At 71.4% G+C, this 25,683-nt stretch carries 24 protein-coding genes; 17 read left to right on the forward strand and 7 right to left on the reverse strand.

Annotated features, from left to right (window positions below):
• Positions 1-9 precede the first annotated feature (9 nt).
• Positions 10-402 carry a cupin domain-containing protein gene (locus KVF89_RS17395; RefSeq protein WP_257427345.1) on the forward strand — a complete coding sequence of 131 codons (393 nt, stop codon included), beginning with the start codon at positions 10-12 and terminating at the stop codon, positions 400-402.
• The gene (locus KVF89_RS17400) at positions 399-1,316 is read left to right on the forward strand and encodes an alpha/beta fold hydrolase (protein WP_257427346.1); all 918 of its coding nucleotides are present in this window, start codon (positions 399-401) and stop codon (positions 1,314-1,316) included. Before KVF89_RS17395 ends, KVF89_RS17400 begins: the two co-directional genes overlap by 4 nt.
• Here the strand turns inward: KVF89_RS17400 and KVF89_RS17405 are convergent.
• Together KVF89_RS17405 and KVF89_RS17410 are read right to left on the reverse strand one after the other, a co-directional pair.
• The gene (locus KVF89_RS17405) at positions 1,313-1,987 is read right to left on the reverse strand and encodes a GntR family transcriptional regulator (protein ID WP_257427347.1); all 675 of its coding nucleotides are present in this window, start codon (positions 1,985-1,987) and stop codon (positions 1,313-1,315) included. The genes KVF89_RS17400 and KVF89_RS17405 overlap by 4 nt on opposite strands.
• A gap of 83 nt (positions 1,988-2,070) precedes the next feature.
• Positions 2,071-3,855, reverse strand: a complete 1,785-nt coding sequence (locus KVF89_RS17410; RefSeq protein ID WP_257427348.1) for a gamma-glutamyltransferase family protein — start codon at positions 3,853-3,855, stop codon at positions 2,071-2,073.
• Between the two features lie 126 nt (positions 3,856-3,981).
• Here KVF89_RS17410 and KVF89_RS17415 point away from each other — a divergent pair, with 126 nt between their 5' ends.
• The 9 genes from KVF89_RS17415 to KVF89_RS17455 all read left to right on the forward strand — a co-directional run bounded on the left by KVF89_RS17415 (position 3,982) and on the right by KVF89_RS17455 (position 13,546).
• A complete protein-coding gene (locus KVF89_RS17415; RefSeq protein ID WP_257427349.1) occupies positions 3,982-5,169 on the forward strand; it encodes a sugar ABC transporter substrate-binding protein in 1,188 nt (395 codons plus the stop codon).
• A 43-nt stretch (positions 5,170-5,212) separates the two neighbouring features.
• Positions 5,213-6,784 (forward strand): sugar ABC transporter ATP-binding protein, encoded by a 1,572-nt coding sequence (locus KVF89_RS17420; RefSeq protein ID WP_257427350.1) that lies wholly within the window; start codon positions 5,213-5,215, stop codon positions 6,782-6,784.
• Positions 6,781-7,800, forward strand: a complete 1,020-nt coding sequence (locus KVF89_RS17425; protein WP_257427351.1) for an ABC transporter permease — start codon at positions 6,781-6,783, stop codon at positions 7,798-7,800. Before KVF89_RS17420 ends, KVF89_RS17425 begins: the two co-directional genes overlap by 4 nt.
• A 30-nt stretch (positions 7,801-7,830) precedes the next feature.
• Positions 7,831-8,901, forward strand: coding sequence for an alpha/beta hydrolase (locus KVF89_RS17430; RefSeq protein WP_257427352.1), 1,071 nt, complete (start codon positions 7,831-7,833; stop codon positions 8,899-8,901).
• Between the two features lie 31 nt (positions 8,902-8,932).
• A complete protein-coding gene (locus tag KVF89_RS17435; protein ID WP_257427353.1) occupies positions 8,933-9,802 on the forward strand; it encodes a mycofactocin-coupled SDR family oxidoreductase in 870 nt (289 codons plus the stop codon).
• The gene (locus tag KVF89_RS17440; protein WP_257427354.1) at positions 9,795-10,739 is read left to right on the forward strand and encodes a zinc-binding dehydrogenase; all 945 of its coding nucleotides are present in this window, start codon (positions 9,795-9,797) and stop codon (positions 10,737-10,739) included. Before KVF89_RS17435 ends, KVF89_RS17440 begins: the two co-directional genes overlap by 8 nt.
• 62 nt (positions 10,740-10,801) lie before the next feature.
• Positions 10,802-11,506, forward strand: coding sequence for a DUF1275 family protein (locus tag KVF89_RS17445; RefSeq protein WP_257427355.1), 705 nt, complete (start codon positions 10,802-10,804; stop codon positions 11,504-11,506).
• 58 nt (positions 11,507-11,564) lie between these two features.
• On the forward strand, positions 11,565-12,449 hold the full coding sequence (locus KVF89_RS17450; protein WP_257427356.1) for a DUF1295 domain-containing protein: 885 nt from the start codon (positions 11,565-11,567) through the stop codon (positions 12,447-12,449).
• Positions 12,446-13,546 carry an FAD-dependent oxidoreductase gene (locus tag KVF89_RS17455; protein ID WP_257427357.1) on the forward strand — a complete coding sequence of 367 codons (1,101 nt, stop codon included), beginning with the start codon at positions 12,446-12,448 and terminating at the stop codon, positions 13,544-13,546. Before KVF89_RS17450 ends, KVF89_RS17455 begins: the two co-directional genes overlap by 4 nt.
• A gap of 90 nt (positions 13,547-13,636) precedes the next feature.
• Here KVF89_RS17455 and KVF89_RS17460 read toward each other — a convergent pair whose 3' ends face one another.
• Positions 13,637-13,780, reverse strand: a complete 144-nt coding sequence (locus KVF89_RS17460) for a GPGG-motif small membrane protein (protein WP_257427358.1) — start codon at positions 13,778-13,780, stop codon at positions 13,637-13,639.
• 72 nt (positions 13,781-13,852) lie between these two features.
• The gene (locus tag KVF89_RS17465) at positions 13,853-14,284 is read right to left on the reverse strand and encodes a DUF5709 domain-containing protein (RefSeq protein WP_257427359.1); all 432 of its coding nucleotides are present in this window, start codon (positions 14,282-14,284) and stop codon (positions 13,853-13,855) included.
• Positions 14,285-14,327: 43 nt separating this feature from the next.
• Between KVF89_RS17465 and KVF89_RS17470 the strand changes: the two genes are divergently transcribed.
• Complete coding sequence (locus KVF89_RS17470; protein ID WP_257427360.1) at positions 14,328-14,930, forward strand: DUF4126 domain-containing protein; 603 nt, start codon at positions 14,328-14,330, stop codon at positions 14,928-14,930.
• A gap of 17 nt (positions 14,931-14,947) precedes the next feature.
• On the opposite strand, the gene KVF89_RS17475 is transcribed toward KVF89_RS17470, so the two are convergent.
• Entirely contained in the window at positions 14,948-16,114 is a 1,167-nt protein-coding gene (locus KVF89_RS17475) for an ROK family transcriptional regulator (RefSeq protein ID WP_257427361.1), read from the reverse strand.
• Between the two features lie 153 nt (positions 16,115-16,267).
• On the opposite strand from KVF89_RS17475, the gene KVF89_RS17480 reads away from it, so the two are divergent.
• The 3 genes from KVF89_RS17480 to KVF89_RS17490 are packed head-to-tail and all read left to right on the forward strand — an operon-like array spanning position 16,268 to position 19,430.
• Complete coding sequence (locus KVF89_RS17480; RefSeq protein WP_257427362.1) at positions 16,268-17,359, forward strand: substrate-binding domain-containing protein; 1,092 nt, start codon at positions 16,268-16,270, stop codon at positions 17,357-17,359.
• The gene (locus KVF89_RS17485; RefSeq protein ID WP_257427363.1) at positions 17,359-18,180 is read left to right on the forward strand and encodes an ATP-binding cassette domain-containing protein; all 822 of its coding nucleotides are present in this window, start codon (positions 17,359-17,361) and stop codon (positions 18,178-18,180) included. The genes KVF89_RS17480 and KVF89_RS17485 overlap by 1 nt, the downstream gene beginning before the upstream one ends.
• Entirely contained in the window at positions 18,177-19,430 is a 1,254-nt protein-coding gene (locus KVF89_RS17490) for a sugar ABC transporter permease (RefSeq protein WP_257427364.1), read from the forward strand. Before KVF89_RS17485 ends, KVF89_RS17490 begins: the two co-directional genes overlap by 4 nt.
• Here the strand turns inward: KVF89_RS17490 and KVF89_RS17495 are convergent.
• Together KVF89_RS17495 and KVF89_RS17500 are read right to left on the reverse strand one after the other, a co-directional pair.
• Complete coding sequence (locus KVF89_RS17495) at positions 19,427-21,997, reverse strand: bifunctional FO biosynthesis protein CofGH (RefSeq protein ID WP_257427365.1); 2,571 nt, start codon at positions 21,995-21,997, stop codon at positions 19,427-19,429. The genes KVF89_RS17490 and KVF89_RS17495 overlap by 4 nt on opposite strands.
• Positions 21,998-22,094: 97 nt before the next feature.
• On the reverse strand, positions 22,095-22,898 hold the full coding sequence (locus KVF89_RS17500; protein WP_257427366.1) for a FadR/GntR family transcriptional regulator: 804 nt from the start codon (positions 22,896-22,898) through the stop codon (positions 22,095-22,097).
• 320 nt (positions 22,899-23,218) lie between these two features.
• Between KVF89_RS17500 and KVF89_RS17505 the strand changes: the two genes are divergently transcribed.
• Together KVF89_RS17505 and KVF89_RS17510 are read left to right on the forward strand one after the other, a co-directional pair.
• A complete protein-coding gene (locus tag KVF89_RS17505; RefSeq protein ID WP_257427367.1) occupies positions 23,219-24,835 on the forward strand; it encodes a class I adenylate-forming enzyme family protein in 1,617 nt (538 codons plus the stop codon).
• 35 nt (positions 24,836-24,870) lie between these two features.
• Positions 24,871-25,674: a class II aldolase/adducin family protein gene (locus KVF89_RS17510; RefSeq protein ID WP_257427368.1), complete on the forward strand. Its 804-nt coding sequence runs from the start codon at positions 24,871-24,873 to the stop codon at positions 25,672-25,674.
• Positions 25,675-25,683: the final 9 nt, after the last annotated feature.

A 25,683-nucleotide genomic window follows, 5' to 3' on the forward strand; every position in this document is an offset into this window, starting at 1 on the left:
GAGGCCGCCGTGACCGAGAACGACCGAAGCCGAAGTGTCGGGACCGAGCTGTTGTTCGAGAACCATGTCGTACGGGTGTGGCGCATGCGTCTCGCGCCGGGGGAGTCGTGCTCGCCGCACATGCACGCCAACGACCACGTCCTGGTGTACGCCAACCCTTCGAAGATGGAGGCGCGCGAGGTGGGCAGCGACGGCGTCATTCGTCAGCCCTCGGACGAGGGATTCGTCCTCTACCGCGAGGTCGGCGTCGAAGGCCTGCCTGCCGACCACTGGATCACGAACGTCGGCGGCACCGACAGCACGCACTACATCGTCGAGATGCTCGGGCAGAGCCGGAGCGATGTCGCTCAGCCCCCGGTGCACAACGGCCGGGTGATCCCTGGCCTCGAGACCGACTGGTGAGCGAGCTCTGGCGAGTCAACGGGATCGAGCTCGCGGTCGCAGCGGCCGGCGACGGCCCTGTGGTGCTGCTGGCGCACGGCTTTCCGGATCTCGGGGTCACCTGGCACCTGCAGGTGTCCCAGCTCATCGACGCCGGCTACCGCGTGCTCGTTCCCGACATGCGCGGCTACGGCGACAGCGCGCGCCCCGCCGCCCGATCGTCCTACGCGGTGCGCGAGATCGGTCGGGACCTGATCGGACTGCTGGACCACGAGGGTGTCGACCGGGCGCACGTCGTCGGTCACGACTGGGGCGCGCAGTGCGTCTGGGCCCTGGGGCTGGACCACCCGGAGCGCCTGCTCTCGCTGACCGGGCTGAGCGTGCCGCACACGCGCCCCGCGCCGGCGCCCCCGATCGAGATCCTTCGGCGTCGGCTGGGGGAGCGGTTCTACCAGGTCCGCTTCCAAGCAGAGGGTGCCGCCGAGCAGGCGTTGGAGCGCGACATCGCGGCGACGCTCGCCGCCGCGTTCAACGACGACTTCGAGGCGGTAGGTCGGCCGGCTGGGCCGCGAGACCGTCCGGCGTGGATGAGTGCGGACCTGTTCGCCCACCTCGTCGCCGTGTTCCGGCGGACAGGCTTCGCCGGCGGCCTGTCGTACTACCGCAACATCGACGACAACTGGCGCGCGGCGTCCGCGCGCGACCAGCACCGCATCGAGGCGCCGTCGCTATTCCTGACGGGCAGCGCGGATCCGGTCGCCGCCTTCATGCGCGTGGACGACAGTCTGTTCGCCGACCTGCGTGTCGTCGTGGTCGAGGGCGCCGGACACTGGGTGCACCAGCAGGCGCCCGACCGCGTCGGGACGGCGCTCCTCGAGCACCTGCGCCGCGCGGACGAGCTGGCCGGCGCCGGCGAGACCGACGCCGAGGCCTAGGAGCTTCGCTCGATCCAGTGCGCCGCGGCCTCCACCGAGCTGCGGATGTGGTCGCTCATCAGGGTGCGAGCTCGCTCGGCGTCCTGGGCGATGATCGCGTCGGCGATGGCCTGGTGCTCCGCCATGTTCCGGGCGATCAGACGAGAGCTCCCGGCATAGGCGCCGAAGGAGATGTTGTGCGGCAGCCTGCGTCGCAGGTCGGCGATCGCCTGCTGCAGGTGGCGATTCCCCGACGCCTCGAGGATCGTCGAGTGGAACGCCTCGTTCGACTCCCTCCAGCGTTCGGCGAGCTCCTCGCCTGGTCCGGTCACCTCGAAGGCCGCTTCGAAGTCCTGCCAGGCCACCGTCATCCGCTCCGCTTGGGCGTCGTCGATGTGGACGGCGGCGAGCGACGCTGCCAGGCCCTCCAGCTCGGCGCGGACGACGCCGATCTCGCGCACGTCCTGGCTCGACTGGCCGTTGACCCGCGCGCCGCGGTTGGGCTCGATGGTCACCAGGTCCTGCGCGGCCATGATGCGCAGCGCCTCTCGCACCGGAGTTCGGCTGATGCCGAACTCCCGGGCGATGGCGTCGTGACGTAGCCAGGTGCCCACCGGGATGCTCCCGAGGATGATGCGGTGCTGGAGCTCGGCGGCGACGCGCTCGCTCATCGACTCGCTGCTGCTGCTCACCGGTCGCTCCTCGATCCTCTGGGTGTCCGATGATTGCATCCCACTGGGACGGGACTGCACGGACCCGCCGCGCGCCGCGCTCTTCACCGGCCGACCGCGTAGCCCTGCGCGCCGCGCGGGTTGGCTGCCGCGGACACTCTGCCGGTGTCGTCGTGAGCGGCCAGCGACAACCGGCCCAGCGACCATCCTGCGGACGTCGTCACCACGTGACCTCGCGACCGGAGCTCCTCGATGAGTCGCGGGTCGAACCGGTCCTCGATCACCGCACCTCCCGGGGTCCACGTGCGGGGCCAGAAGCTCCCTGGCGCGCTGGTCGTGTGGAACATCGGCGCCTCGATCGCCGCCTGTGGGGACTGGCCCGCCACGAGGAGGCGGAGCAGCAGCACCAGCTGCCACTGGTCCTGCTGGTCGCCGCCGGGGCTGCCCATGGCGATCACCCGTCCGGGGGCCGTCACGATCGTCGGCGTCAGGGTGGTGCGAGGTCGCGCACCCGGTCGCAGGGCCGAGGGACTGTCCGGGTCGAGGTGGGTCATCTGCAGCCGGGTCCCGAGAGCGAAGCCCAGCTCGGGAATCGTCGGAGAGGACTGCAGCCACCCGCCCGACGGGGTGGCCGAGACGGCGTTGCCCCAGCGGTCGACGACGTCGACATGGCACGTGTCGCCTCGGGTGTCCCCGTTCCACTGCACCGTCGGCTCGCCGGTCGTGGGGAGGGTCAGCTCGTCGGCCTCGGCGACGACCAGGGGCGGACGATACGTGCCGAGCCCGGCTCCCGCCCCCGGTCGAAACGCGTGCGACGCGGTGTCGTGCACCAGGCCCTGGCGGTGCTGGGCGTACTCGGTCGAGAGCAGTGTCCTGAGCCCGTCCGCACCGAGTCCCTCGCCGTAGTGCGCGTCGCGATCGGCCAGGGCCAGCTTGAGCGCCTCGAGCGTCCGGTGCACCCCGTCGGCGGTGTCGAGGTCGAGCTCGTGATCGTCGTACTGCTCGAGGATGGCGAGGGCCTGGAGCAGCACCGGGCCCTGCGTCCATGCCCCGGCCTTGTGCACCTGGTGGCCGCGGAACTCGCGGCTCACGCTCGGCTCCCAGTGCGCGACGTACGCCGCCATGTCGGCCGCGTCGAGGACGCCGCGGTGTTCCCGGCCGTCCGAGTGGGCGTGCCCGGAGGCGGTCACGAAGGCCGTGACGGTCTCGGCGACGAACCCCGAGCGCCACAGCGCCCGGGCCGCGTCGATCTGCTCCTCGCGGCGTGCCGCCGACGCCGTCGACTCGTCGCGCAGACGCCGGAGTGTCGCGGCCCAGGCCTCGTTCCGGATCACGTCGCCGGCGCGAGGGGCCTGCCCACCCGAAAGCCACTGCTGCGCCGAGGTGGGCCACGAGGTGCGGAAGAGGTCCTCGACCTCGCTGATGACCCGCGCGGCCGAAGCCAGCACCGGGTGCCCGTGCTCGGCGTAGTGGACGGCGAACTCCAGTACGTCGCCCAATCTCCAGGTCCCATGGTCGCGAAGCAGGAGCAGCCACGCATCGACCGCGCCAGGCACGGCGGCGGCAAGTGCACCGGAGCCGGGCACCGCGGAGAATCCCTCCGAGCGTAGGTACTGGATGCTGGCTCCCCGAGGTGCCGGCCCCTGTCCACACAGCACCCGCGGCTCCTCTCCGGGCCGGGCGACCAGTGCGACGAGATCGCCACCCGGGCCGTTGAGGTGCGGCTCCACCACCTGGAGCACGAAGCCGGCGGCGACCGCGGCATCGAAGGCGTTGCCGCCGCGCTCGAGGACGGCCTGTCCGACCGCCGACGCCACCCAGTGCGTCGAGGCACACATCCCGAAGGTGCCTTCGAGCTCAGGCCTGGCCAGGAAGGCGGGTGGGTGCATGAGCGACTCCTTGGGCGAGGGACTCAAATAGAATCCGTGTAGTGACAGATAGGATGCAATCTGCTTAGAGTGTAGTGCAACACCCATTCGCGGAGCTCCGGGACCGCGCACGAGAGCCGAGGAACAATGACTCGATCGAGGATCCGCCAGGGCGTCCTGGCCGTCGCTGCACTGGCCGTTGTCTCAGTGGCGTCGGGCTGCAGTGACAGTGCCCGGGACAGTGGCACCGACGAGGTGCTGAACGAGACCGTCTCCGCCGACAAGGCCGATGCCATCCTCGACGAGCTCGGCGCCGGCCCCGCCGAGGAGTGCACCAGCGGAGAGGGGCTGACGCTCGGGTACGCCGCCGTGTGGAGCTCCAATGCCGGCGGCAAGGCTGGCAACGACGCCTTCAGGGCCGCCGCTGAGGCTTGTGGCGCGACGCCGATGATCGTCGAGGCGAAGGCGGACGACCCGCTCAACACCATGATCACGGCGATGGACCAGATCGTGGCGCAGCAGGCCGACGCCGTGTCGTTCTTCCCGCTGAGCGCCGACGTGATGACCGCTCCCAGCGAGCGAGCGGTCAAGGCCGGGATCCCGGTGGTCGCGGGCGAGATCACGAACTTCGACGGCGCCGCCACGACCTTCCACCAGGACCGGCTCACGGCGTCCGTGAACGCCGCGCGGCTGTTCTGCGAGAAGTTCCCCGACGGTGGTGACCTGATCTACGGCGCCTACGGCAACCCGCAGCAGGACCTGATCGACATGCAGGTCCGCTTCGAGAAGGAGCTGGACGCCTGCAGCGACGGCCGGCTGAGCGTCGTGGGCACCTACTCCAACAAGACCGACGACATCGCGGGCGGACTGAGCACGGCACAGGCCGTCCTCCAGCAGCACCCGGATGCCGTCGGCGTGGTCGCCTACAGCGACACCAATGCCGTGGCGGCGTCCCGCGCGGCGGACAACCTCGGCATGCGGGACCGGCTGACCATCGTCGGCTACAACGCCGATGCGATCGGGCTCGACGCCCTGGCGAAGGGCACGATCGACTACACCTTCGCCTGGGGCCTGCCCGAGCAGCAGCAGAAGGCGGTGGAGATCCTCATCGCTCTCGCCAAGGGCCAGCCCGCCCCCCGCTACGTCACCGTCTACCCCAAGTGCCTCAGCAGGGGGACCGTCGAGGAGATGCCGTCGATCGCGGTGCGGACCGCGGGCATCGCCCAGGGCCGTGACCTCGAGCCGACCGGCATCCAGCCGCTGGTCGAGGGCGACGAGCCGCTGCTCGAAGCGAGCGCCGAGCAGCGCGAAGCGGTCGCGTGTCCGCTCGACTGACCGGCCACGACCGGGACCGAACCGAGAAGGGAGCGGAAGGGCGATGACCAGCACGGACGGCGGGGGCGACCTCCTGCTGAGGATGACCGCGGTGAGCAAGCGCTTCCCCGGGGTCCAGGCGCTGGACGGCGTCCATCTCGACGTACGACGTGGCGAGGTCGTCGGACTGGTGGGGGAGAACGGCTCCGGGAAGTCGACGCTGCTCAAGATCGCCGCCGGGCGGTACGCCGCCGACGCCGGAGAGCTGTGGTTCGACGGACGTGCCCGCTCCCCGTACTCACCGGCGACGGCGCTCGACCTCGGCATCGCGCTGATCGCCCAGGAGGTGCAGGTGCAGCCGCGGCTCACCGTCGCCGAGAACCTGCTCGACGGCCGCCCGCCGCGGCGCCTGGGGTTGATCGACTGGCGACGGGCGAACCGGGCCGCGGAGAGGGAGCTCGCCGAGCTCGACCTGCCGCTGAGCCCCACCGCCCTCGTCGGGGACCTGCCGTTGCACCAGCAGCAGATGCTCGCCATCGCGCGCGTCGTGCGCCGGCAGCCGCGCCTGGTCCTGTTCGACGAGCCGACCAGCTCGCTGACCGGCGAGGAGACCGAGCACGTGTACGCGATGATCCGGGGCCTCGCGGAGCGCGGCGCGGGCGTCGTCTACATCACGCATCGGCTGCGCGAGTACTTCGATCTCACCGACCGAGTGACGGTGTTGCGTGACGGACGCGACGTCGGCGTCCGCGAGACGGCGTCGGTCGACGAGTCCGAGCTGGTCCGGATGATGGTCGGTCGGCAGCAGGTGGCGATCTTCGAGCGCCCCGCGGCCAAGGACACCGAGGACCTGACCGACGCGCCGCCGCTGCTCGAGGTCACCAGTCTGAGCAGCGCTCGGCTGGCAGCCGTCGACCTCCAGGTCCGTGCCGGCGAGATCCTGGGGATCGCCGGGCAGGCCGGAGCGGGGCGCACCAGTCTCGCGGAGACCCTCTTCGGGCGCTGGCCGCACACGGGCACCGTACGGGTCGCCGGCCGGCAGGTCTCGCTGAGCTCGCCCCGCACGGCGATCGACGCCGGCATCGCGCTCGTGCCCGAGGACCGCAAACGGGCGGGCCTGGTGCTGTCGATGTCGGTCCAGGAGAACCTGGCGATGGCGTCACTGGCCCGGCGCGCCAGGTGGGGGATCCGGCACCCGGCGCCGGAGGGCGCCGCCACGGCACGGATCGCTCGTGAGCTCTCCATCAAGGCAGCCGGCCTCGACGTCGCCGCCGGCACCCTGAGCGGCGGCAACCAGCAGAAGATCGCCATCGGCAAGTGGCTCCTCAACGACCCGAGGGTGCTGGTGCTCGACGAGCCGACGCGAGGCGTCGACGTCGGCGCCAAGGCGGAGATCTACGCCTTGGTCGAGGAGCTCGCCCGACGAGGGCTCGCGGTCGTGGTGGTGTCCTCGGAGCTCCTAGAGGTGCTCCGGCTCGCCCACCGCGTGGTCGTGATGGCCAAGGGGCGCGTCGTCGGCGAGGAGCAGGGCGCGGCGGCAACAGAGGAGTCGATCACCCGGTTGGCGTTCACCGCACCGGAACCGGAACACCACAGGAAGGCAGCAGGATGGGCTCTAGCGAGGACACCACGGTGAGGACGGACGTCGAGTCGCTCACGGCCGACCGGCCGACCACCGGCACGGGCTGGCGGCATCGCTTGAGCGGGAGCAGCGCACCGGCGTACGCCGTCGCGGGCCTGCTCGTGCTCGTGGTCGTGGTGGAGCTCCTGACCGAGCCCAACTTCTCCTCCTCGTCCAACATCACCAACCTGCTGCGCACCGGCGCGGTTCCGATGCTGCTGTGTGTCGGGATGACGATGGTGATTCTCACCGGCGGGATCGACCTGTCCATGGGCGCGATCCTGAGCGTCTGCGGGATCGCCTACGCCAAGCTCGTGATGGAGGGCCTCACTCCCGAGCTGGCCCTCGTGCTCACGGTGCTGCTGGGAGCCGCCATCGGCTTCCTCGTCAACGGACTGCTGATCGGGAGGGTCGGGCTCTCGTTCTTCGTCGTCACACTGGCGAGCGCCTCGCTGCTGAGTGGGTTCGCGCTGCTCTGGTCGGGCAACCGTCAGTACGACCTGTCCTGGGACGGCGTCGCCCGGACCCTCGGCAACGACGCCCTCGGCGGCGTGCTGCCCTATGGCGCCATGATCGCCGTGCTGGCCGTCGTCGTCGCCGGCGTCGTGCTGACCTACACGGTGTTCGGCCGCTCTGTGTATGCCATCGGTGGAAACCCGGAGGCCGCGCAGCTCTCCGGGATCCGGTCGCAGTGGGTCGTGCCGGCGGTGTACGGCGTCAGCGGCGCCTGCGCCGGCCTGGCCGGCGTGATGATGATCGGCCGTCAGACGATCGCCGATCCGACGGCCGGCAACAACACGATCGTGCTCTATGTCGTGGCGGCGACGCTGCTGGCGGGGGTCTCGATCACGGGCGGCAGCGGGTCGGTGTTCGCCGCGCTGATCGGTACGGCATTCCTCCAGGTGCTGGCCAATGCGCTCGCCCTTCGCGGGTTCAACAACTCCTGGCAAATGGTGGTCACCGGCGCGATCCTGCTGGTGGCCGTGTACCTCGACCGGGTACGCCAACGACTCCTGGCCCGCGGGGCCTGACCCACACCACCGATGAGAGAGGCACCATCCGTGAGCTCCACCGAGACGCCCGACGCGGGCGTCGCCGAGATGGCGGCAGCGACCCGCTCCCGCGCGGTCGCGGCCGGCATCGACGTCCACGAGTACGACGCCGTGACCGGCGCCCTGACCTCGCTCGACCGATGGTGCGACAGCTTCCGCGACGTCGCGGCGGGCTATGTGCGCACCGGCGTGGCGGCCCGCGAGAAGGGGCTGGCCGTCACGAGCGGCGAGGCCTTCCTGGCCGCATCGGCCTGGTACTACTTCGCCGGGTCGTGGCCGAGCTCCCGCACCAGCACCTACCAGGAGGCGGCGCAGGCCCAGTCCGCCGCGCTCGCCGTCCTCGACCCGGGTGCCGAGCGACTCGAGGGTGACCTGTTCCGTGGCATCCTCCGTCGCCCGGCGAGCGACTCCGCCGCGCTGGTCGTGCTCGTCCCCGGACTCGACGGCGCGAAGGAGGAGCTGTGGTCGTTGGCCGAGGCGCTCCTGGCCCGCGGCTGCGCGACCCTCGTGCTGGACGGCCCGGGACAGGGTGAGCTCGTCGGCGTGCAGCCACCGACGACCGACTACCCGGCGGTCGTCCGGGAGGCGCTGGACGTGGCGTCGGCGCGCCTCGAGGACGAGGGGCGGGACGTCCGCGCCGGCATCCTCGCCTGCAGCCTCGGCGGGCTGTACGCGACCGCGACCCTCGCCACAGAGCCGCGGCTGCGGGCCGGTGTGGTCGTCAGCGGCCTGGTGAAGATCCCCCCTTACGACGCCCTACCGCCGCTGATCCAGGGACTCCTGACGGTGCGGGCCGGCGACGAGGAGGGTGCCCGTCGCTTCACCGAGTCCCTCGACGTCACCGACGCCGCGCTCGCGATCGACGTTCCGCTCCTGGTCGTCGACGGCGATGCCGACCCCCTCGTCCACGGCGACTTCACCGGCCGGTGGCTCGCCGAGCACGTCCCGGGCGCGGAACGCCGCGTCGTCGCCGGCGGTGACCACAACATCGCGAACGCCCGAGCGCGCTGGCTCCCGGCCGCGGCGGACTGGCTCGCACAGCAGCTCGACGCGCCCGTCGTCCGTGCCGTCCGGGCCTGACCCCTACCACCATCCGACACAGGAGGAATCGATGAACAGCTCGTTCGAAGGGAAGGTCGCCTTCATCACCGGCGGGGCCCGAGGACAGGGGCGCGAGGCTGCCCTCGAGTTCGCGCGCCGGGGCGCGGACGTCGTCGTGGTCGACATCGCGGCCGACATCGCCAGCGTGCCCTACCCGCTCGCCTCGAAGGAGGACCTGGAGCAGACCCGGGCCCTGGTCGAGGCGGAGGGGCGCGCGTGCCTCGCGCTGGTCGCGGACGTCCGCGACCAGTCCGCCCTCGACGAGGCGGTGGCCGCGACGGTCGACCGGTTCGGTCGCATCGACGCCCTGCTCGTCAACGCGGGCATCTACGACTGGTCCGACAAGCCGTTGTGGGAGACCCCCGAGGCGGCCTGGGCCGACCAGATCGGGGTCTGCCTCGAGGGGGCGTGGCGGACGGCCAGGTCGGTCGCACCGGTGATGGTCGAGCAGCAGAGCGGGGCCATCGTCTTCACCTCCTCGAACGTCGGTGTCGAGGGCGCACCCTGCAGCGCGCCGTACGTCGCCGCGAAGCACGGGGTGATCGGGCTGATGCGGGTGGCCGCGTTGGAGCTCGGCAACCACAACGTGCGCGTCAACGCGCTGCTGCCCTCGACGACGGACACGCTGATCAACGACCACCCGGCGGGGTGGCGGCGCGCCAGCGGCAAGCCGGACGGGACGCGTGAGGACTACCTCGACGCGGTCCACCAGTGGACGGCGATGCGCAACGTCGGCGTACTGCCCGCCCGGGCGGCGGCCCTCGCCGCCATCTGGCTCTGCTCCGACGACGCCGCGTTCGTGCACGGGGTCCAGCTGCCCGTCGACGCCGGGCACCTCGTGCTCCCCGGCATGAACCCGTGGCCGGTGCGCGATGCCTGAGCCGACCATGCGGGCCCTGGTCCGTGACGCGTCCACCGAGGCCGGTGTCCGTCTCACGGCCGGGGTACCGATCCCGGTGCCGCGGCCGGACGAGGCGCTGGTGCGCACGACTGCCATCGGCCTGAACTTCGGTGAGGTGAACGCCGGCATCTTCGATCTTCCCGACCGCACGGTGCCGGGCTGGGACTCGGCGGGGATCGTCGTACGTGCGGCTGCCGACGGCTCGGGGCCCCCGGAAGGCGCCCTGGTCGTGACGCACGGGGGGCTCGGTGGCTGGGCCGAGCTCCGCGCCGTCCCGACCACCTGGCTCGGCACGGCCGCACCAGGGACCGACCCGGTCGCCCTCGCGACCCTCCCCGTCGCCGCGACGACCGCGCTGCGGGCACTCCAGATCACCGGAACCCTCGGCAGGCGGATCCTGGTCACCGGGGCCAGCGGCGGCGTGGGTCGGTTCGCCGTGCAGCTGGCGCACCGCGGAGGCGCGTACGTCGTCGCGTCGACCACGAGCCCGACGGAGCTCGGGCCGCGACTCCGCGAGCTCGGCGCGGCCGAGGTCGTGAGCCACCCGAGCGAGGTCGACGGTCGCCTCGACGGCGTCGTCGACCTGGTCGCGGGTGACCAGCTCGTCGCGGGCTACCTGGCGCTGCGGCCAGGAGGGGTGCTGGTGGCGATCGGGCACGCCACCGTGACGGAGACCGTCTTCCCGATCGGCGCGTTCCACGCCCACGGCGGCCTCCACGACCGCCGGCTCGTGACCTTCCACCTGCACGGAGGTGCTCCGGTGGGCGACGACCTCAGCCTGCTGGCGACGGAGGTCGCCGAGGGTCGGCTGGACGCCGAGGTCACCTGGCGCGGCCCGTGGGACGACCATGCGACGCCGTTCGCCCTGCTGCGCCAGCGTGGCCTGCGCGGCAAGGCCGTCCTCGAGGTCGGATGAGCGAGCTGAGCCCTGGCCTGGCGGGGGAGCGACGAGCACCCTCATCCCGAGCAGGCGGCTCCGTGACTGTCGTCGCCGAGCGTTCTCAGCTGTGGGCGATGCTCGCGCTCACCTTCACGACCGGGATGGTGGACGCGATCGGCTTCCTCGGCCTCGACCGGGTCTTCACCGGCAACATGACCGGCAACGTGGTCATCCTCGGGATGGCCGTGACGGGCGCCGGTGACCTGCCGGTCGCGGGCCCGCTCCTCGCGTTGGCCGGATTCCTGGTGGGCGCCGCCATCGGTGGACGCGCGTTGCGTCGTGCCGAGCCGGGCTGGACACGCGTGACGACCCTGCTGTTCGCGGCAGTGGGAACGATCGTCCTCGCCCTGGGCATCGCGACCGCGGTCGTCGGCACCGAACGCGAACCGGTCGCCCTTGCCGTCACGACCGCACTGGGCGCGGCCATGGGGCTACAGGCCGCGACCGCTCGCTTCCTGGCGGTCAAGGATGTGACGACGGTCGTCGTGACCTCGACGCTCACCGGTCTCGCGGCCGACTCGCGGCTCGGCCTGGGCACCGGGTCCGGCTCCGGGCGCCGACTGCTGGCGGTCCTGGGCATCGGCGTCGGTGCGCTCGCGGGTGCGCTCCTGCTGCGGGCCGGACTCGGGTGGTCGCTCGTGGTCGTCGCGGGGATCGTCCTGGCGACCACCCTGATCGCCGCCAGGTTCCAGACCGGACGGCCCGCGCGGCCGGCTGCGCGACGGACCCGCACTGGAGCCTGAGCCGTCGCCGTCCCGGAACCCTGCCGCAAGTAGAACGTGTTCTTGTATCGTCGCTCGTGTGAGCAGGACCGCGTCCCTCGCCCGAGTGGGCCTGGCCTACGTCATCGCGTTCGGCGTGGCGACGGTGTGGCTGCTGTGGGGCCCCGACACCCGCTGGCTGTGGCTCGATGGCCTGATCGCCGACGTCCTGGCCACGCTGGTCGTGTTCGCGGCCAGCCGGATCCACCGCAACTCCAGCTTCTACGACGCGTACTGGAGCGTCCTGCCGCCCTATCTCGCCGGCTACTGGTGGCTCGCCGCCGATGTCGCGCTCGACGACCCGCGGGCCTGGCTGGTGCTGGGTGTGATCGTCGTGTGGGCGGTGCGGCTGACCGCCAACTGGGTGCGCACCTTCCCCGGACTGCACCACGAGGACTGGCGCTACTCGATGGTCCGGGAGCGGGCCGGCCGGTTCGAGCTGCTCGCCGACCTCGTCGGCATCCACCTGGTGCCGACGCTCCAGGTCTTCCTCGGCATGGTGCCGGCGTACGTCGTGCTCACCCGCCCGGGACCGGGGCTCGGCTGGCTGGATGGGGTCGCGCTCGTCGTCGGTCTGGGTGCCGTGCTCCTGGCGCTCGTCGCGGACGCGCAGCTGCGCGACTTCGTCCGGGAGCGGGCCTCCGGGCAGGTGATGGACCGCGGTCTGTGGGCCTGGTCGCGCCACCCCAACTACCTCGGCGAGATCAGCTTCTGGTGGAGCCTGGCGCTGTTCGGCGTCGCAGCGTCACCGGGGGACTGGTGGTGGCTTCCGGTCGGTGGCGTCGCGATGGTCGCGATGTTCCTCGGTGCCAGCATCCCGATGATGGAGAAGCGCAGCCTGGAACGGCGGCCGTCCTACCAGGAGGTGGTCGAGCGGGTGCCGATGCTGGTGCCGCGTCCGCCTCGCCGAGCGCGGGCGACGTGAGCCGACCACGCGTCGTCGTCGCCGGTCTCGGCGACAGCGGGCTGCTGACGGCGATCCACCTGGCCCGCGCGGACGTCGACATCGTCGGCATCTCCAGCAAGCCCGGCCTCGTGAGCGGGCAGGAGCTGGGACTGCGCCTGGCCCGTCCGGACGCGTGGGAGCGCGACTACCGGATCGGCTTCGACCGGTTCCGCCGCCTCGACCGGGCGGACCTGGTGCACGGCGAGCTCACCGGCCTCGACCCGGAGGCGCGGAGCGTCGCGGTCGGCGACCGGACCGTCCGGTACGACGTCCTGGTGCTCGCCACCGGTGTGAGCAACGGCTTCTGGCGACGGCCGGGGTTCCAGACCGACGCCGACGTCACCGCGTCCTTGGCCGTGCCCCACGCCCGGCTCGCCGCCGCGCGCTCCGTGCTCGTCGTCGGCGGTGGCGCGGCCGCGGTCAGCGCGGCGCTCCAGGTCGCGACCCGGTGGCCGGCGACGACGGTCATGCTCGCGTTCCCGGGGGAGCGGGCGTTGTCCCAGCACCACCCGCGGGTATGGGACGTCGCCCGCGCCCGGCTCGGCCGCGCCGGGGTCGTGCTGCTGCCGGAGCACCGCGCCGACGTACCGGACGGCTTCGCGGCCGACGCGATCGGCCGGGGTCCGGTGGCGTGGTCGACCGGCCGGCCGGAGACGCCGGCCGACGCGGTCGTGTGGGCGATCGGCCGGGTGCGGCCGAACACCGGCTGGTTGCCGCCGGCGCTGCTCGACGAGGCCGGCTTCGTGCCGGTCGAGCCGACCCTGCGGGTCGTGGGTGCGCCCGATGTCTTCGCGATCGGGGACGTCGCCGCCACCGACGCGTTGCGCTCCTCGGCCCGCAACCGGGCCGACCGGCTGCTGGCGGCCAACATCCGGGCCCATCTGGCGGGCCGTCCGCTGAGGGAGTTCACGCCGCCGCGCCGGCGCTGGGGATCGGTGCTCGGCCCGGAGGCCGACGGGCTGCGGGTGTTCGCGCCGTCGGGCCACCCGTTCCGCTTCCCGGCCTGGTCGGTGCGCCGGGTCCTACAGCCGTGGATCGTGCGGCGCGGCATCTATCGCGGCGTCCGCACCCCCTGAGGGCACTGAACGGCACTGAGCGGCACTGAGCGGCACTGAGCCCGGACCGCGGAGGTCCGGGCTCAGCCGTCGTGCGCTCGAGGGGAGTGGTCAGGTGAAGAGGCTGACGCCACCGGGGCCGACCAGCAGCCCCACGACGATCAGCACGATTCCCCAGAGGAGCTGGCCCCGGAAGAGGCTGAAGATGCCGGAGACCACGAGGATCACGGCCAGGATCCACAAGATGAGTGCCACTGTTCCCTCCTTCGTCGGGGCCTGGCGGCCCGGACCTGAGGTACCCCGACCGGTGAAGCACAGACCTGCCCCTCACGTCTCTTCGTCGGGCAGGACGTGCATCGCGGCCTCCTCGGCACTCGCCGCGGCACCGTCGATGCCGACGTCCTCGGCGACCAGGTCCTTCTCGACGTCCGCGCCGAGGCCCTCGTCCGGGTCGACCAGACGCCCGGCGCGATCGTCGCCGGCCTCGGCCTCCGGATCCTCCGGGTCCTCCGGCTCGTCGGTGCCGGACGCCTCGACCTCGGGCTCCTCCTCGGCGAGCCGGTCGTCCAGCGGTTGGTCGTGCGCCTGCTCCCAGGGCGTGTTGCCGTAGCGCTGGGCCGCGGAGTACCGCTCCGGCGGGGAGTAGCCGCGGTCGAGCTCGTCCGCGACGTCGTCGTCCGCCAGGGTGTCCTCGGGCTGGAGCTGGGTCTCGTCATCGACGCTGTAGTCGTCGTACTGCTCGGGATCATGGGTGCTCATCGGCCTGCAGTACCCAGCGGCTCCGGGGTTCTACGCTGGGCGGGTGGAATCACTCGCCCTGGCGTTCTCCTCGGGCTGGGCCAGCGGGATCAACAGCTACCTGGTCGTGCTGGTGCTCGGGATCGCCGACCGGCTGGGGTCGTTCGCATCGGTCCCCGACGTGCTCGGCCGCTGGGAGGTGCTCACGGGCGCCTCGCTCCTGTACGCCTTCGAGTTCGTCGCCGACAAGATCCCGTACGTCGACTCCGCGTGGGATGTCGTCTCGACCGCGATCCGGCCGGTGGTCGGCGGGGTGGTGGGCGTGCTGATCGCGGGCGACTCGGCCTCGCTGAACGAGCTCGCCGGTGGGATCGTGGGCGGCGGCAGCGCGCTCGCGTCGCACTCGGTCAAGACCGGCACCCGGATGGCCGTCAACACCGTGCCCGAGCCGTTCAGCAATATCGGCATCAGCCTCGGCGAGGACGTCGCGGTGCTCGCGGTCGTGTGGTTCGCGATCGAGCACCCGTACGCCGCCGCGGCGATCGCCGCCGTGCTGCTGGTGACGGGGCTGGTGCTGCTCCGGCTCGCCTGGCGGACGGTGCGCCGGGGCTGGGCGCGGTTCCGCGCCTGGCGGGAGCGGCGCGCGGCGGTGCGGACCGCGGGCTAGGGACGAGGCACGGGGCCTCAGTCGACGAGCAGCTCGGTCCGCTCGGCGGCGAGCAACACGGCACCGAGCAGGGAGGCCCGCTCGCCGAGCCGGCTGGCCACGACCGGGGTGAGGGCGAGCGTGTCGAGGGCGTGGCGGCGCAGACCGATCCGCACCGATGCCAGGAGCAGGTCGCCGGCGCGGGCCATGTCGCCACCGATGACGACCACCGCGGGGTTCATCAGGTTGACCACAGCGGCCAGACCCCAGCCGAGATGGAGCCCGGCGTCCTCGAGGGCGCGCCGGGCGGAGACGTCGCCGGTCTCGGCGGTCGCGATGATCTCGTCGAGCCCGGCACCCGGGAGGTGGCTGGCGAGCAGTCCCTGCACGGCCTGCACGGAGGTATAGGTCTCCAGGCAGCCGCGGCTGCCGCAGCGACACAACGGCCCCTGCTCGTCCAAGGTCAGGTGCCCGATCTCGCCGGCGCTTCCCGCCGTGCCCTGGAACAGCTCGTTGCGCAGGATGATGCCGGCCCCGACACCGGAGGAGATCTTCACGAACACCGAGCTGTCGGCACCGCGGCCGAGCCCGACGCGGTGCTCGGCGAGGGCGCCGAGGTTGGCGTCGTTCTCGACCTCGACCGGTGACCCGAACGCATCGGAGCCGACCCGGCGGGTGTCGACGTTGCGCCAGCCGGGGAAGATCGCGGCGCTCTGTACGACCCCGTCGGTGACCGGTGCCGGCAGGCCGAGGCCGACGTGGCGCAGCGTCGTACCCGCGGTCCGGAGCCCGTCGGTCATGGCGACCGCGAGGGCCAGTGCGTCTTCATGCGGGAACTCCGGCGGGATCGCGCGTCGTTCCTCGGCCAGCACCCGCCCGGTGAGGTCGCCGATCGCGACGGCGAGGTGGCTGTGGCCGAAGTCGACGCCCGCGACGATGCCCGCACCGGGCGACAGACGTACCGCGGAGCCGCGGCGCCCACTGCCTGCCTCGGTCTCGACCAGCCCCGCCTGGACGAGGCGGGCGATGATGTTGGAGACGGTCGCCCGGGCCAGGCCGGTGGCCCGGGCCAGCTCGGCCTGGGTGAAGACCGCCGCCGACTCGCCGGCGGCGCTGGTGCGCAGCACGTCGAGCACCCGGCGCTGGTTGGCCGCACGCAGCGACGCGGTCGACCCGGGGGCCAGGTCGCTGCGCTCCGACGTCATGGCGACACTGTGCACGGGTCGGCGTCAATGGTCAAGAAGTGGTCAAAACGCTCCTATCGGCCTCGATATGACGAAGTTTGTGTTCAAGTCTTGACGACTAGGGTGTGAGCAACAACACTCGAATCACCGCTCATCGTCCGATCGAGGAGAGCCATGTCCACAACATCACGTCGAGTCGCCGCCGCCGGTGCGGCGCTGTTCCTCGGTGTCGCGGCGCTCAGCGCGTGCGGCGCCAACGACGCCGAGAAGGGCGGCGACGGTGGTGGCGAGGGAGGCACCATCGCGCTGCTCCTGCCGGAGTCCAAGACCACGCGCTACGAGGCCCACGACCGCCCGATCTTCGAGGCGAAGGTCAAGGACCTGTGCGGCGACTGCAAGGTCCTCTACTACAACGCCGACCAGGACGAGGCCAAGCAGGCCCAGCAGATGACGACCGCGCTCGACCAGGGCGCCGACGTCGTCGTCCTTGACCCGGTCAACGGCGAAGGCGCGACCGGGATGGTCGACGAGGCTCAGGGCCAGGAGGTCCCGGTCATCGCCTACGACCGGTTCATCGAGAACGCCGACTACTACATGTCCTTCGACAACGAGACCGTCGGCAAGATGCAGGCCGAGGCTCTCGTCGAAGCGATGGGCGACAAGGGCGACATCCTCATGCTCAACGGCGCCCCGAGCGACCCGAATGCCGCCCAGTTCAAGGCGGGGGCGCACGGCGTCCTCGACGGCAGCGGCGTGACGATCCTCGAGGAGTACGACAACCCCGACTGGAGCCCGGAGAACGCCCAGCAGTGGACCTCCGACCAGCTCAACAAGTACGACCCGGCCACCATCGCCGGCGTGTACGCCGCCAACGACGGCCAGGCCGGTGGTGTGGTGGCCGCGCTGACCGACCACATCTCCGCCGACCAGCTGCCGCCGATCACCGGTCAGGACGCCGAGGTCGCCGCCGTGCAGCGCATCCTCGCCGGGGAGCAGACGATGACGATCTACAAGCCGATCAAGATCGAGGCGGAGACCGCCGCCGAGGTCGCGGTGCTGCTCGCGCACGGTGACGACGTGCCCGACACGACGGACAGCGGCATCACGAAGTCGGAGTACGAAGGCGTCGCGTCGTACATCTTCACCCCGATCGTCGTCACGAAGGACAACGTGGCCAGCACGGTCATCGCCGACGGCTTCTACGAGGCCTCGGAGATCTGCACCGGCGAGTACGCGCAGGCCTGCACGGAGGCCGGCGTCTCCTGATGTCGGTCATCGAGAATGAGGCCCCGGTCAGGGACACGGGCGAGGTCGTCCTGTCCCTGACCGGGATCAACAAGCGGTTCGGTGCCGTCCAGGCGCTCACCGACGTCGAGCTCACCGTCCTGGCCGGCGAGGTGGTCGCCCTCGTGGGCGACAACGGCGCCGGCAAGTCGACGCTGGTGAAGACCATCGCCGGCGTCTACCAGCCCGACGCGGGCGTCATCGAGTTCGCCGGGGCGCCGGTCACGGTCGCCGGCCCGGCGGGTGCACAGCAGCTGGGCATCGCGACGGTCTTCCAGGATCTCGCGCTGTGCGACAACCTCGACGTGGTCGCCAACCTGTTCCTCGGCAAGGAGCACCACCTCGGGCCTGTGCTGAACGAGGTCACCATGGAGCGGGAGGCCTGGCGGCTGCTGCGCAGCCTGTCGGCGAAGATCCCGTCGGTGCGAATCCCCGTTGCCGGGCTGTCCGGTGGTCAGCGGCAGACCGTCGCGATCGCCCGCTCCCTGGTCGGCAGCCCGAAGGTGGTCCTGCTCGACGAGCCGACCGCGGCGCTCGGCGTCGCCCAGACCGCGGAGGTGCTCAACCTGGTGGAGCGGCTGCGCAACCAGGGCCTGGCGGTGATCATGGTCAGCCACAACATGGCCGACGTGCAGGCGGTCTCCGACCGGATCGTCGTCCTGCGCCTGGGCCGCAACGCCGCCGAGTTCCGCACCGAGGAGGCGACCACCGACCAGCTCGTCGCCGCCATCACCGGGGCGTCCGACAACGTCGTCGCCCAGCGCGCCGCCCGCCGCGCCGCCCACCCGGAGGCATCGCAGTGACCGACCAGCTCACCGACCCGCCCACACCAGCGGTCGACGCCGCCGACGAGCGGCTCGTCCGAGTCGTGTCGCCGGCCGACTACCTGCGCCAGCTCGGTGGCCGCCTGCGCGGCGGCGACCTCGGCATGCTGCCGGTCATCTTCGGTCTGGTCGCGATCTGCGCGTTCTTCTACAGTCGCGAGCCCACCTTCCTGTCCTCGCGCAGCCTCGTCACGATGACCCTGTACGCCGCCCCGCTCGGCGTCATCGCGCTCGGCATCGTGCTCGTACTGCTGCTGGGAGAGATCGACCTCAGCGTCGGCACCGTCTCCGGCTTCACGTCCGCGACCACGGCGGTGATGTTCGTCAGTCACGGGCAGTCGCTGGCGTTGTCGATCCTCGTCGCGATCGCGCTCGGCGCCCTGATCGGTGGCGGATACGCCGTCCTCTTCGTCTGGGTCGGCGTTCCCAGCTTCGTGTTCACGCTGGCCGGCCTGCTCGCGTTCGAGGGCGCGCTGTACTGGGTGCTCGGCGACCAAGGCACCATCAACCTGCCTCGCGACTCCGGCCTCCCGGAGTTCACTCGCCAGAAGTTCCTCTCCGACGCGCAGGGCTACGCACTCGTCGCCGTCGTGGTGGCGGTGTACGTCGGGTCGCGGCTGTGGGCCATCCGCCAGAAGCGCGCGGCCGGGCTCACGCCGCCCAACCTGCTCGGCGTCGTGATCAAGGCCGCCGCGTTGGCGATCGGCCTCGGCTGGCTCACCTACTACCTCGGCATCGACCGCGGCTGGGGCTACCTGCCGGTCCTCTTCGCGGGCCTGGTCGTGCTCATGGACCTCCTGCTGCGACGTACCCGCTGGGGTCGGTACGTCTACGCGGTCGGCGGCAACGAGGAGGCGGCCCGCCGGGCCGGCATCCGCGTCGGCATGGTCTACGGCTCGGTGTTCGTGCTCTGCTCGACCTTCGCCGCTCTCGGCGGCGTCCTCGTCGCCGGCCAGCTCACGACCGTCTCGCAGTCCAGCGGAACGACCGACACCAACCTCACCGCGATCGCGGCCGCCGTCATCGGCGGAACCAGCCTCTTCGGCGGCCGCGGCTCGGCGTACTCCGCACTCCTGGGCATCCTCGTGCTCCAGGCGATCCGCACCGGTCTCAACCTGATGAACGTCGACTCCGACGTCCGCCTGATCGTCACCGGCGCGGTGCTGCTGCTCGCCGTCGCGATCGACTCCGTCGCGCGCCGGGCCCGCTCGAGCAGCGGTAGAGGCTAGCTCCGCACGGGGGGTTCACCGTAGAGGGTGGTGCGTTCGTGGACGGGTCGGTTGATGGCGGCGCCGATGTGGGTGAGTTCTTCGACGGTTTTGGCGGAGCCGTGTTCGGAGCCGGCCATGCGGGAGATGGTCTCTTCCATGAGGGTGCCGCCGAGGTCGTTGGCGCCGGCGTTGAGCATCGCTCGGGTGCCTTCGATGCCGAGTTTGACCCAGGAGGTCTGGATGTTGGGGATGCGGCCGTGGAGGAGGATGCGGGCCATGGCGTGCACGGCGAGGTTGTCGCGCAGGGTGGGTCCGGGGCGGGCCACGCCGGCGAGGTAGATCGGTGCGGAGGTGTGGACGAAGGGCAGGGGTACGAACTCGGTGAACCCGCCGGTGCCGTTGGCGGTGGCGGTGTCTTGGATGGTTTTGAGGACGTTGAGGTGGCCGACCCAGTGTTTCGGGTTGTCGACGTGGCCGTACATCATCGTGGAGGTCGTGGGGAGGCCGATGCGGTGGGCGGTGGTGACGATCTCGATCCAGGTGGAGGTGGGGAGCTTGCCCTTGGTCAGGACCCAGCGGACCTCGTCGTCGAGGATCTCCGCGGCGGTGCCCGGGAGGGAGCCGAGGCCGGCCTCGCGGGCCTTGATGAGGAAGTCCTCGATGGAGAGGCCGGTGCGGGCGGTGCCGTTGACGACCTCCATCGGGGAGAAGGCGTGGACGTGGATGTCGGGGACGCGTTGTTTGACGGCGGCGGCGATGTCGAAGTACGCGGTCGCGGGGAGCTCGGGGTCGATCCCGCCCTGCATGCAGACCTCGGTCGCGCCGAGGTCCCAGGCCTCTTGGGCGCGGTCGGCGACCTCGGTGTAGGACAGGGAGTAGGCGTCGGCGTCGGTGCGGCGTTGCGCGAACGCGCAGAACCGGCACCCGACGTAGCAGATGTTGGTGAAGTTGATGTTCCGGTTCACCACATAGGTCACCGTGTCCCCGACCACCTCACGACGCAGGTCGTCGGCCAGCTTGGTGACCTGGCGGAGCAGGTCGCCCTCGGCGGTCATCAGGGTCAGGGCGTGCTCGTCGGACAGGTTCACCAGACCCGACCCGGCAGCGGCCTCCGCGGCGGCCAAGGCCTCACGACCCTCGGCGTGGAGAACGGCCGGGGTGCTGGTGATCGCGGCGGCCTCCCCGACGCTGGCCCAGTCGCCGTACACCGATCCGAAGTCGCTACGTCGGTCCTCGGACCGCCCTTCGGTGTCCACGGCCTCGTGGAGGTCGGTCCGTCCCGCTGAGGCGAAGCCGCCGTCGGGCTCCTGCCAGGGCAGGCCGACCGGCTTGATGCCGGGGATCGCGAGGCCGGGGACCCCGGCGACGCTGCCGTCGAGATCAGCGAGAGCGGCGACGTGGGCGTGGAGCCGGGGGTCGATCCACGCCTCGCCACGCTGCAACGTCCCGGTCACGTACTCCGGATGCACGGTCAACCGTGCCTTGAGGTCGAACCCACACTGCTCGGTGATCGACCTGAGCCGGTCCAGGGAGGGCCAGGGCCGTTCGGGGTTCACGTGGTCCGGGGTCAGTGGCGACACACCGCCCCAGTCATCGACTCCGGCATCGAGGAGTGCTCTGCACTCAGCCAGGTCGACGAGGTTCGGTGGTGCCTGGATCCGCGCCTTGGGGCCCAGGACGATCCGGGTGAGCGCGATCGCGGCGCGGTACTCCGCGAGGTCGAGGTCGTCGACGTGCCGCATCGCGGTATCGGGCTTGGCGCGGAAGTTCTGCACGATCACCTCTTGGACCGCCCCGTAGGCGCGGGAGACCTTCCGCAACGCGAAGATCGTCTCGGCCCGCTCACTCAGGCTCTCCCCGATCCCCACCAACAGACCGGTCGTGAACGGGATCCCGTGGCGCCCGGCGTCCTCGAGCACCCGCAGCCGCACCGTCGGGTCCTTGTCCGGCGACCCGAAGTGCGCCAGACCCTTCGTCGAGAAGAGGCGGGCCGAGGTGGTCTCGAGCATCATTCCCATCGACGGGGACACCGCCTTGAGCCGGTTCAGCTCCTCCCACGACATCACCCCCGGATTCAGATGCGGCAACAACCCGGTCTCCTCGAGCACCCGGATCGCCATCGCCCGGATGTAGGCCAACGTCGAGTCGTAGCCCTGCTCGTCCAACCACGCCCGCGCCTCGGGCCACCGGTCCTCGGGCCGGTCGCCCAACGTGAACAACGCCTCCAAACACCCCAGCTCGGCGCCCTGGGAGGCGATCTGAAGGATCTCGTCCGGCGACAGAAACGGCGCCCGCCCCTCCCGCACCGCCTGCGCAGGGGTCTCCACGAACGTGCAGTAATGACACCGATCCCGACACAACCGCGTCACCGGGATGAACACCTTCGGCGAATACGTCACCACCCCGGGACGCCCAGCCGCGACCAGACCCGCGTCGCGGACCTTCGCGGCCGCGGCGCACAGCCGGTCCAACTCATCCCCGGACGCAGCAAGCAAGGCGGTCGCCTCGGCCACGTCCAGCGCTGCGCCACGCTCGGCACGCGCCAACGCACGACGGATCTGTTGGGGAGTGGGGACCTCGGACATCACGACGAGACTAACGGGTGGATGCTCGGCACCGAGCGTGTCCCACCCAGGGATCAGACGGACGCCCGTCCGTCGTACGCGACGCGGCCACCGTGGCTCAACCGGAGGAGTCGGTGAAGCGCTTCCTCACCGAGGTCGGCGAGATCAGGACGTCGATCTGGTCGCTGGGATAGATCTGGGCGACGAGCAGGTGCCGCAGCGCGATCTTGCGAGCCGCCTCCGAGTCCCCGTCCGCGATGGCGTCGATCAGCTCACGGTGCTCGTCGAGCGCCTTGAGGCGCTCGGCGCGAGGGATGTCCACGGTATCGGCGGCGCGGTGTGCCCAGGCCGCCTCGTGCGAGCTCCACAGTGACTCCAAGGCCCCGGCCAGCATCACGAGTGACTGGTTGCCGCACAGGTCGACGAGGGTCTCGTGGAACATCCGGGAGAGCGCGGTCACCTCGACGAGGTTGTCGACGACCTTGATCGCGCGCTCGTGGAGCCGGGTCAGGATGGGGACGATCTCCTGCATCCGGTCCGCGCGGCCGGCGCATGCCGCGGCACAAGCGGGCTCGACCTCGCGTAGCGCCTGGGCGACGTCGGCGATGCTGACGCCCTTGCCGGCGAGTGCCATGCCGAGGCTGTAGGCGACGTGCTCTGCGTCGGGGCGATGGACGACGGCCCCGCCGATGGCGCCGCGCCGGACGGTGATCAGCCCCTCCGCCTCGAGCACGCGCATCGCCTCTCGGAAGGTCGGCTTGCTCACCGAGTAGTGACCGCGCAGCGACTCCTCCACGGCGAGCTCCGTGGCCTCTGCCAGGTCGCCCACGAGGAGCCGGGTCCGCAGGTCGTCCGCGATCTGCTCGGCAAGGCGCGCGAAGCGGACGCCCCCGGCGGGTGCCGGATTGCCTTGAGGGGTCATGGCTTCCTCTCTAGGGGTCGGCACCGTGGTCGACCCGAGCGTCGTACCGGCTGACGGTACGACGACGCGCGGTACTCCGCATGGATTGTCGGGGTCATCGTGCCCGAAGTCGGCCACGGCGGCCCAGAAGGGCCGGTGGCGGATCGGGGCGACGGCTCCGCCGACGACAGAATCATGTGGATGATTCTGGGGGAGCCAAGTGCCGAAGGAAGGGAGATTGCCGGCCGCTGTCCGCCTGAAACCGCGGTTTGAGGCGCCGTTCCTGGATCCATGGTCGAATCACGATTGACCGAGGTCACTAGAAGATCTAGAATATTCGCATGAGTCTGATCGATCCGCAGCTCGCCGCGGAGTACCGCCGCCAGGGCTGGTGGAGCGATGACACGGTCAGTGCGGCCGTCGCCCGCAACGCCGTCCGGTGGCCGGAGCGACCCGCCTGGACGAGCGAGGGCGCATCACTGTCCTGGGCGCGCTTCGACGCCGAGGCGACCGCGCTCGCGCGGGTCCTCGCCGGTGCTGGGGTCGGCACCGGCGATCGGGTGGCGGTCTGCATGCCGGACGGGATCGAGATCCACGTCGCCTTCGTCGCGATCGAGCGGCTCGGCGCCACCATCGTCGGCCTCGGCGGCAAGGCCGGGGTGCGCGAGATCGCCCACCTGTTGGGTCGCAGCGACTGCCGGGTGCTCCTCACGTTGCCCAGGTACGACGCCCGGCCCGCTGCCGAGCTCGTCGCCGACCTCGCGGCCCGGGGGATCGCGCCGCAGCACCTCGTGGTCGAGGTGCAGGACGGGCGGACCGCGATCCGTGCCGCCGGGCCGGCGGCGCCGGCCGAGCGGCTGCCCGACATCGTCCCGGACCCCGACGCGCTCTACCTGATCAACTCGACCTCGGGCACCACCGGACTGCCGAAGGCGGTGCTGCACACCCAGAACCGCTGGCACTACTTCCACACGCGGGCGGTCGCCAACGGCGAGCTCCGGGAGGGCGAGGTGATGCTGTCGATCGTCCCCGCGCCCTTCGGGTTCGGGCTGTGGACGTCCCACGTCACGCCGGCCAAGCTCGGTGCGCACACGGTGGTGATGCCCCGGTTCAGCGCGCTCGCCGCCGCCCGGGCGATCCAGGAGCACCGGGTCACCGTGCTGTGCTGCGTGAGCACCCAGTTCATCATGATGCTCGCCGAGACGGCCCTCGACGAGTTCGACCTCAGCTCCCTGCGGGTGGTCTTCACCGGCGGCGAGGCGGTGCCGGAGGCCAAGGCGCGCGAGTTCGAGGAGCGGACCGGCGCTCGGATCCTGCAGTTCTACGGCTCCAACGAGACCGGTCTGCTGAGCGGTACGACGACCGCGGACCCGTTGCGGAAGCGGCTGCGGACGGCGGGCCGGATCGTCCCGGAGATGAACGTGCGGCTCTACGACGGGCCGACGGAGGTGACGTCCTCGGGGCGCGGGCAGCCGGCCTGCCGTGGTCCGGCCCTCTCGCTGGGCTACCTCGGCGACGAGGAGGCGAACGCCTCGCTGTTCACGCCCGACGGCTGGATGCTCATGGGCGACATCTGCGAGGTCGACGAGGACGGCTACCTCAGTGTGGTCGGCCGGATCTCCGAGTTCGTCGTCCGCGGAGGCAAGAACATCCCGCTGGCGGTCGTCGAGAACGATGCGCTCGGCCATCCTGCGATCCGCCATGCCGCGGCGGTGCCGATGCCCGACCCGGTCCTGGGGGAGCGGGTGTGCCTCTTCGCCGAGCTGCACCCCGGCCACGAGCTCCGGCTCGATGACCTCGTCGACCACCTCGCACGTCAGGGCGTGTCGAGGGAGCTCTTCCCGGAGCGCCTCGAGGTCGTGCCGGAGCTGCCGCGCTCCAGCGGCGCGAAGGTCGCCAAGGGCGAGCTGCGCCGCCGCATCGTGCAGATCCGCGAGCGCGAGCCCGCCCCCCGATGAGTTTTCCGTCCATGCCCGAAACAGGAGGAACAACGATGTCCGCTGTCGTCGTCGAGAGCCATGACGACCCGCAAGCGCCCCGCCAGGGCGGCCTCGACGTGTGGGCCCCGTCGGTGCTGCCACCCGTCAGTCGCGGTCCGCTCACCGACGAGCAGACCCTCGCGGCCGCCTTCCGGGTGCTGGCCCGTGAGGGGTTCTCGGAGAACATGGCGGGGCACATCACCTGGCAGCGCCCGGGAGAGACCGAGATGCTGGTCAACCCGTGGGGCCTGTGGTGGGAGGAGGTGAGCGCCTCCGACATCTGCGCCGTCGACGAGGAGGCCCGCGTGGTGCGGGGCCGGTGGGACGTCACGCCGGCCATCCACATCCACACCGAGCTCCACCGCGCGCGCCAGGACGCCCGGGTCGTGGTCCACAACCACCCCTACCACGTCTGCGTGCTGGCCGCGCTCGGCCGCCTGCCCGAGCTGGTCCACCAGACCGGCTCGATGTACCTCGACGACATGGTCCTCGTGGAGGAGTACGGCGGCGAGATCGACACCCCGCTGCGCGCCCAGGAGCTCGCCGAGCAGATCGGTGACGCCAAGGTCGCGGTGCTCGCCAGCCACGGCGTGATCGTCACCGGCGCCGACCCGGTGGAGGCGACCTACCGCGCCGCCTCGTTCGAGCGCGCCTGCCGGCTGGCGTACGACGTCCTGGTCACCGGGGCCCCGCCGCTGGAGCTGCCGCGGTCGGCGATGATCGGCATGAAGGCCTCGCTCCTCGAGCGAGCCGCGGAGGTCTACTGGGGCGGTGCCGTGCGCAGCCTGTTGCGCGCCGAGCCCGACGTGCTGGCTTGAGGCTGGATC

Origin of the sequence: Nocardioides carbamazepini, from assembly GCF_024614185.1 — a bacterium.
Lineage (GTDB): Bacteria > Actinomycetota > Actinomycetes > Propionibacteriales > Nocardioidaceae > Nocardioides > Nocardioides carbamazepini.

What these genes read in the sequence shown, in the direction of transcription:
- KVF89_RS17410 (WP_257427348.1), bottom strand. Translation starts at nt 3,855, where the DNA reads ATGCACCCACCCGCCTTCCTGGCCAGGCCTGAGCTCGAAGGCACCTTC.
- KVF89_RS17415 (WP_257427349.1), top strand. Translation starts at nt 3,982, where the DNA reads ATGACTCGATCGAGGATCCGCCAGGGCGTCCTGGCCGTCGCTGCACTG.
- KVF89_RS17420 (WP_257427350.1), top strand. Translation starts at nt 5,213, where the DNA reads ATGACCAGCACGGACGGCGGGGGCGACCTCCTGCTGAGGATGACCGCG.
- KVF89_RS17435 (WP_257427353.1), top strand. Translation starts at nt 8,933, where the DNA reads ATGAACAGCTCGTTCGAAGGGAAGGTCGCCTTCATCACCGGCGGGGCC.
- KVF89_RS17440 (WP_257427354.1), top strand. Translation starts at nt 9,795, where the DNA reads ATGCCTGAGCCGACCATGCGGGCCCTGGTCCGTGACGCGTCCACCGAG.
- KVF89_RS17465 (WP_257427359.1), bottom strand. Translation starts at nt 14,284, where the DNA reads ATGAGCACCCATGATCCCGAGCAGTACGACGACTACAGCGTCGATGAC.
- KVF89_RS17475 (WP_257427361.1), bottom strand. Translation starts at nt 16,114, where the DNA reads ATGACGTCGGAGCGCAGCGACCTGGCCCCCGGGTCGACCGCGTCGCTG.
- KVF89_RS17480 (WP_257427362.1), top strand. Translation starts at nt 16,268, where the DNA reads ATGTCCACAACATCACGTCGAGTCGCCGCCGCCGGTGCGGCGCTGTTC.
- KVF89_RS17485 (WP_257427363.1), top strand. Translation starts at nt 17,359, where the DNA reads ATGTCGGTCATCGAGAATGAGGCCCCGGTCAGGGACACGGGCGAGGTC.
- KVF89_RS17495 (WP_257427365.1), bottom strand. Translation starts at nt 21,997, where the DNA reads ATGTCCGAGGTCCCCACTCCCCAACAGATCCGTCGTGCGTTGGCGCGT.
- KVF89_RS17500 (WP_257427366.1), bottom strand. Translation starts at nt 22,898, where the DNA reads ATGACCCCTCAAGGCAATCCGGCACCCGCCGGGGGCGTCCGCTTCGCG.
- KVF89_RS17505 (WP_257427367.1), top strand. Translation starts at nt 23,219, where the DNA reads ATGAGTCTGATCGATCCGCAGCTCGCCGCGGAGTACCGCCGCCAGGGC.
- KVF89_RS17510 (WP_257427368.1), top strand. Translation starts at nt 24,871, where the DNA reads ATGTCCGCTGTCGTCGTCGAGAGCCATGACGACCCGCAAGCGCCCCGC.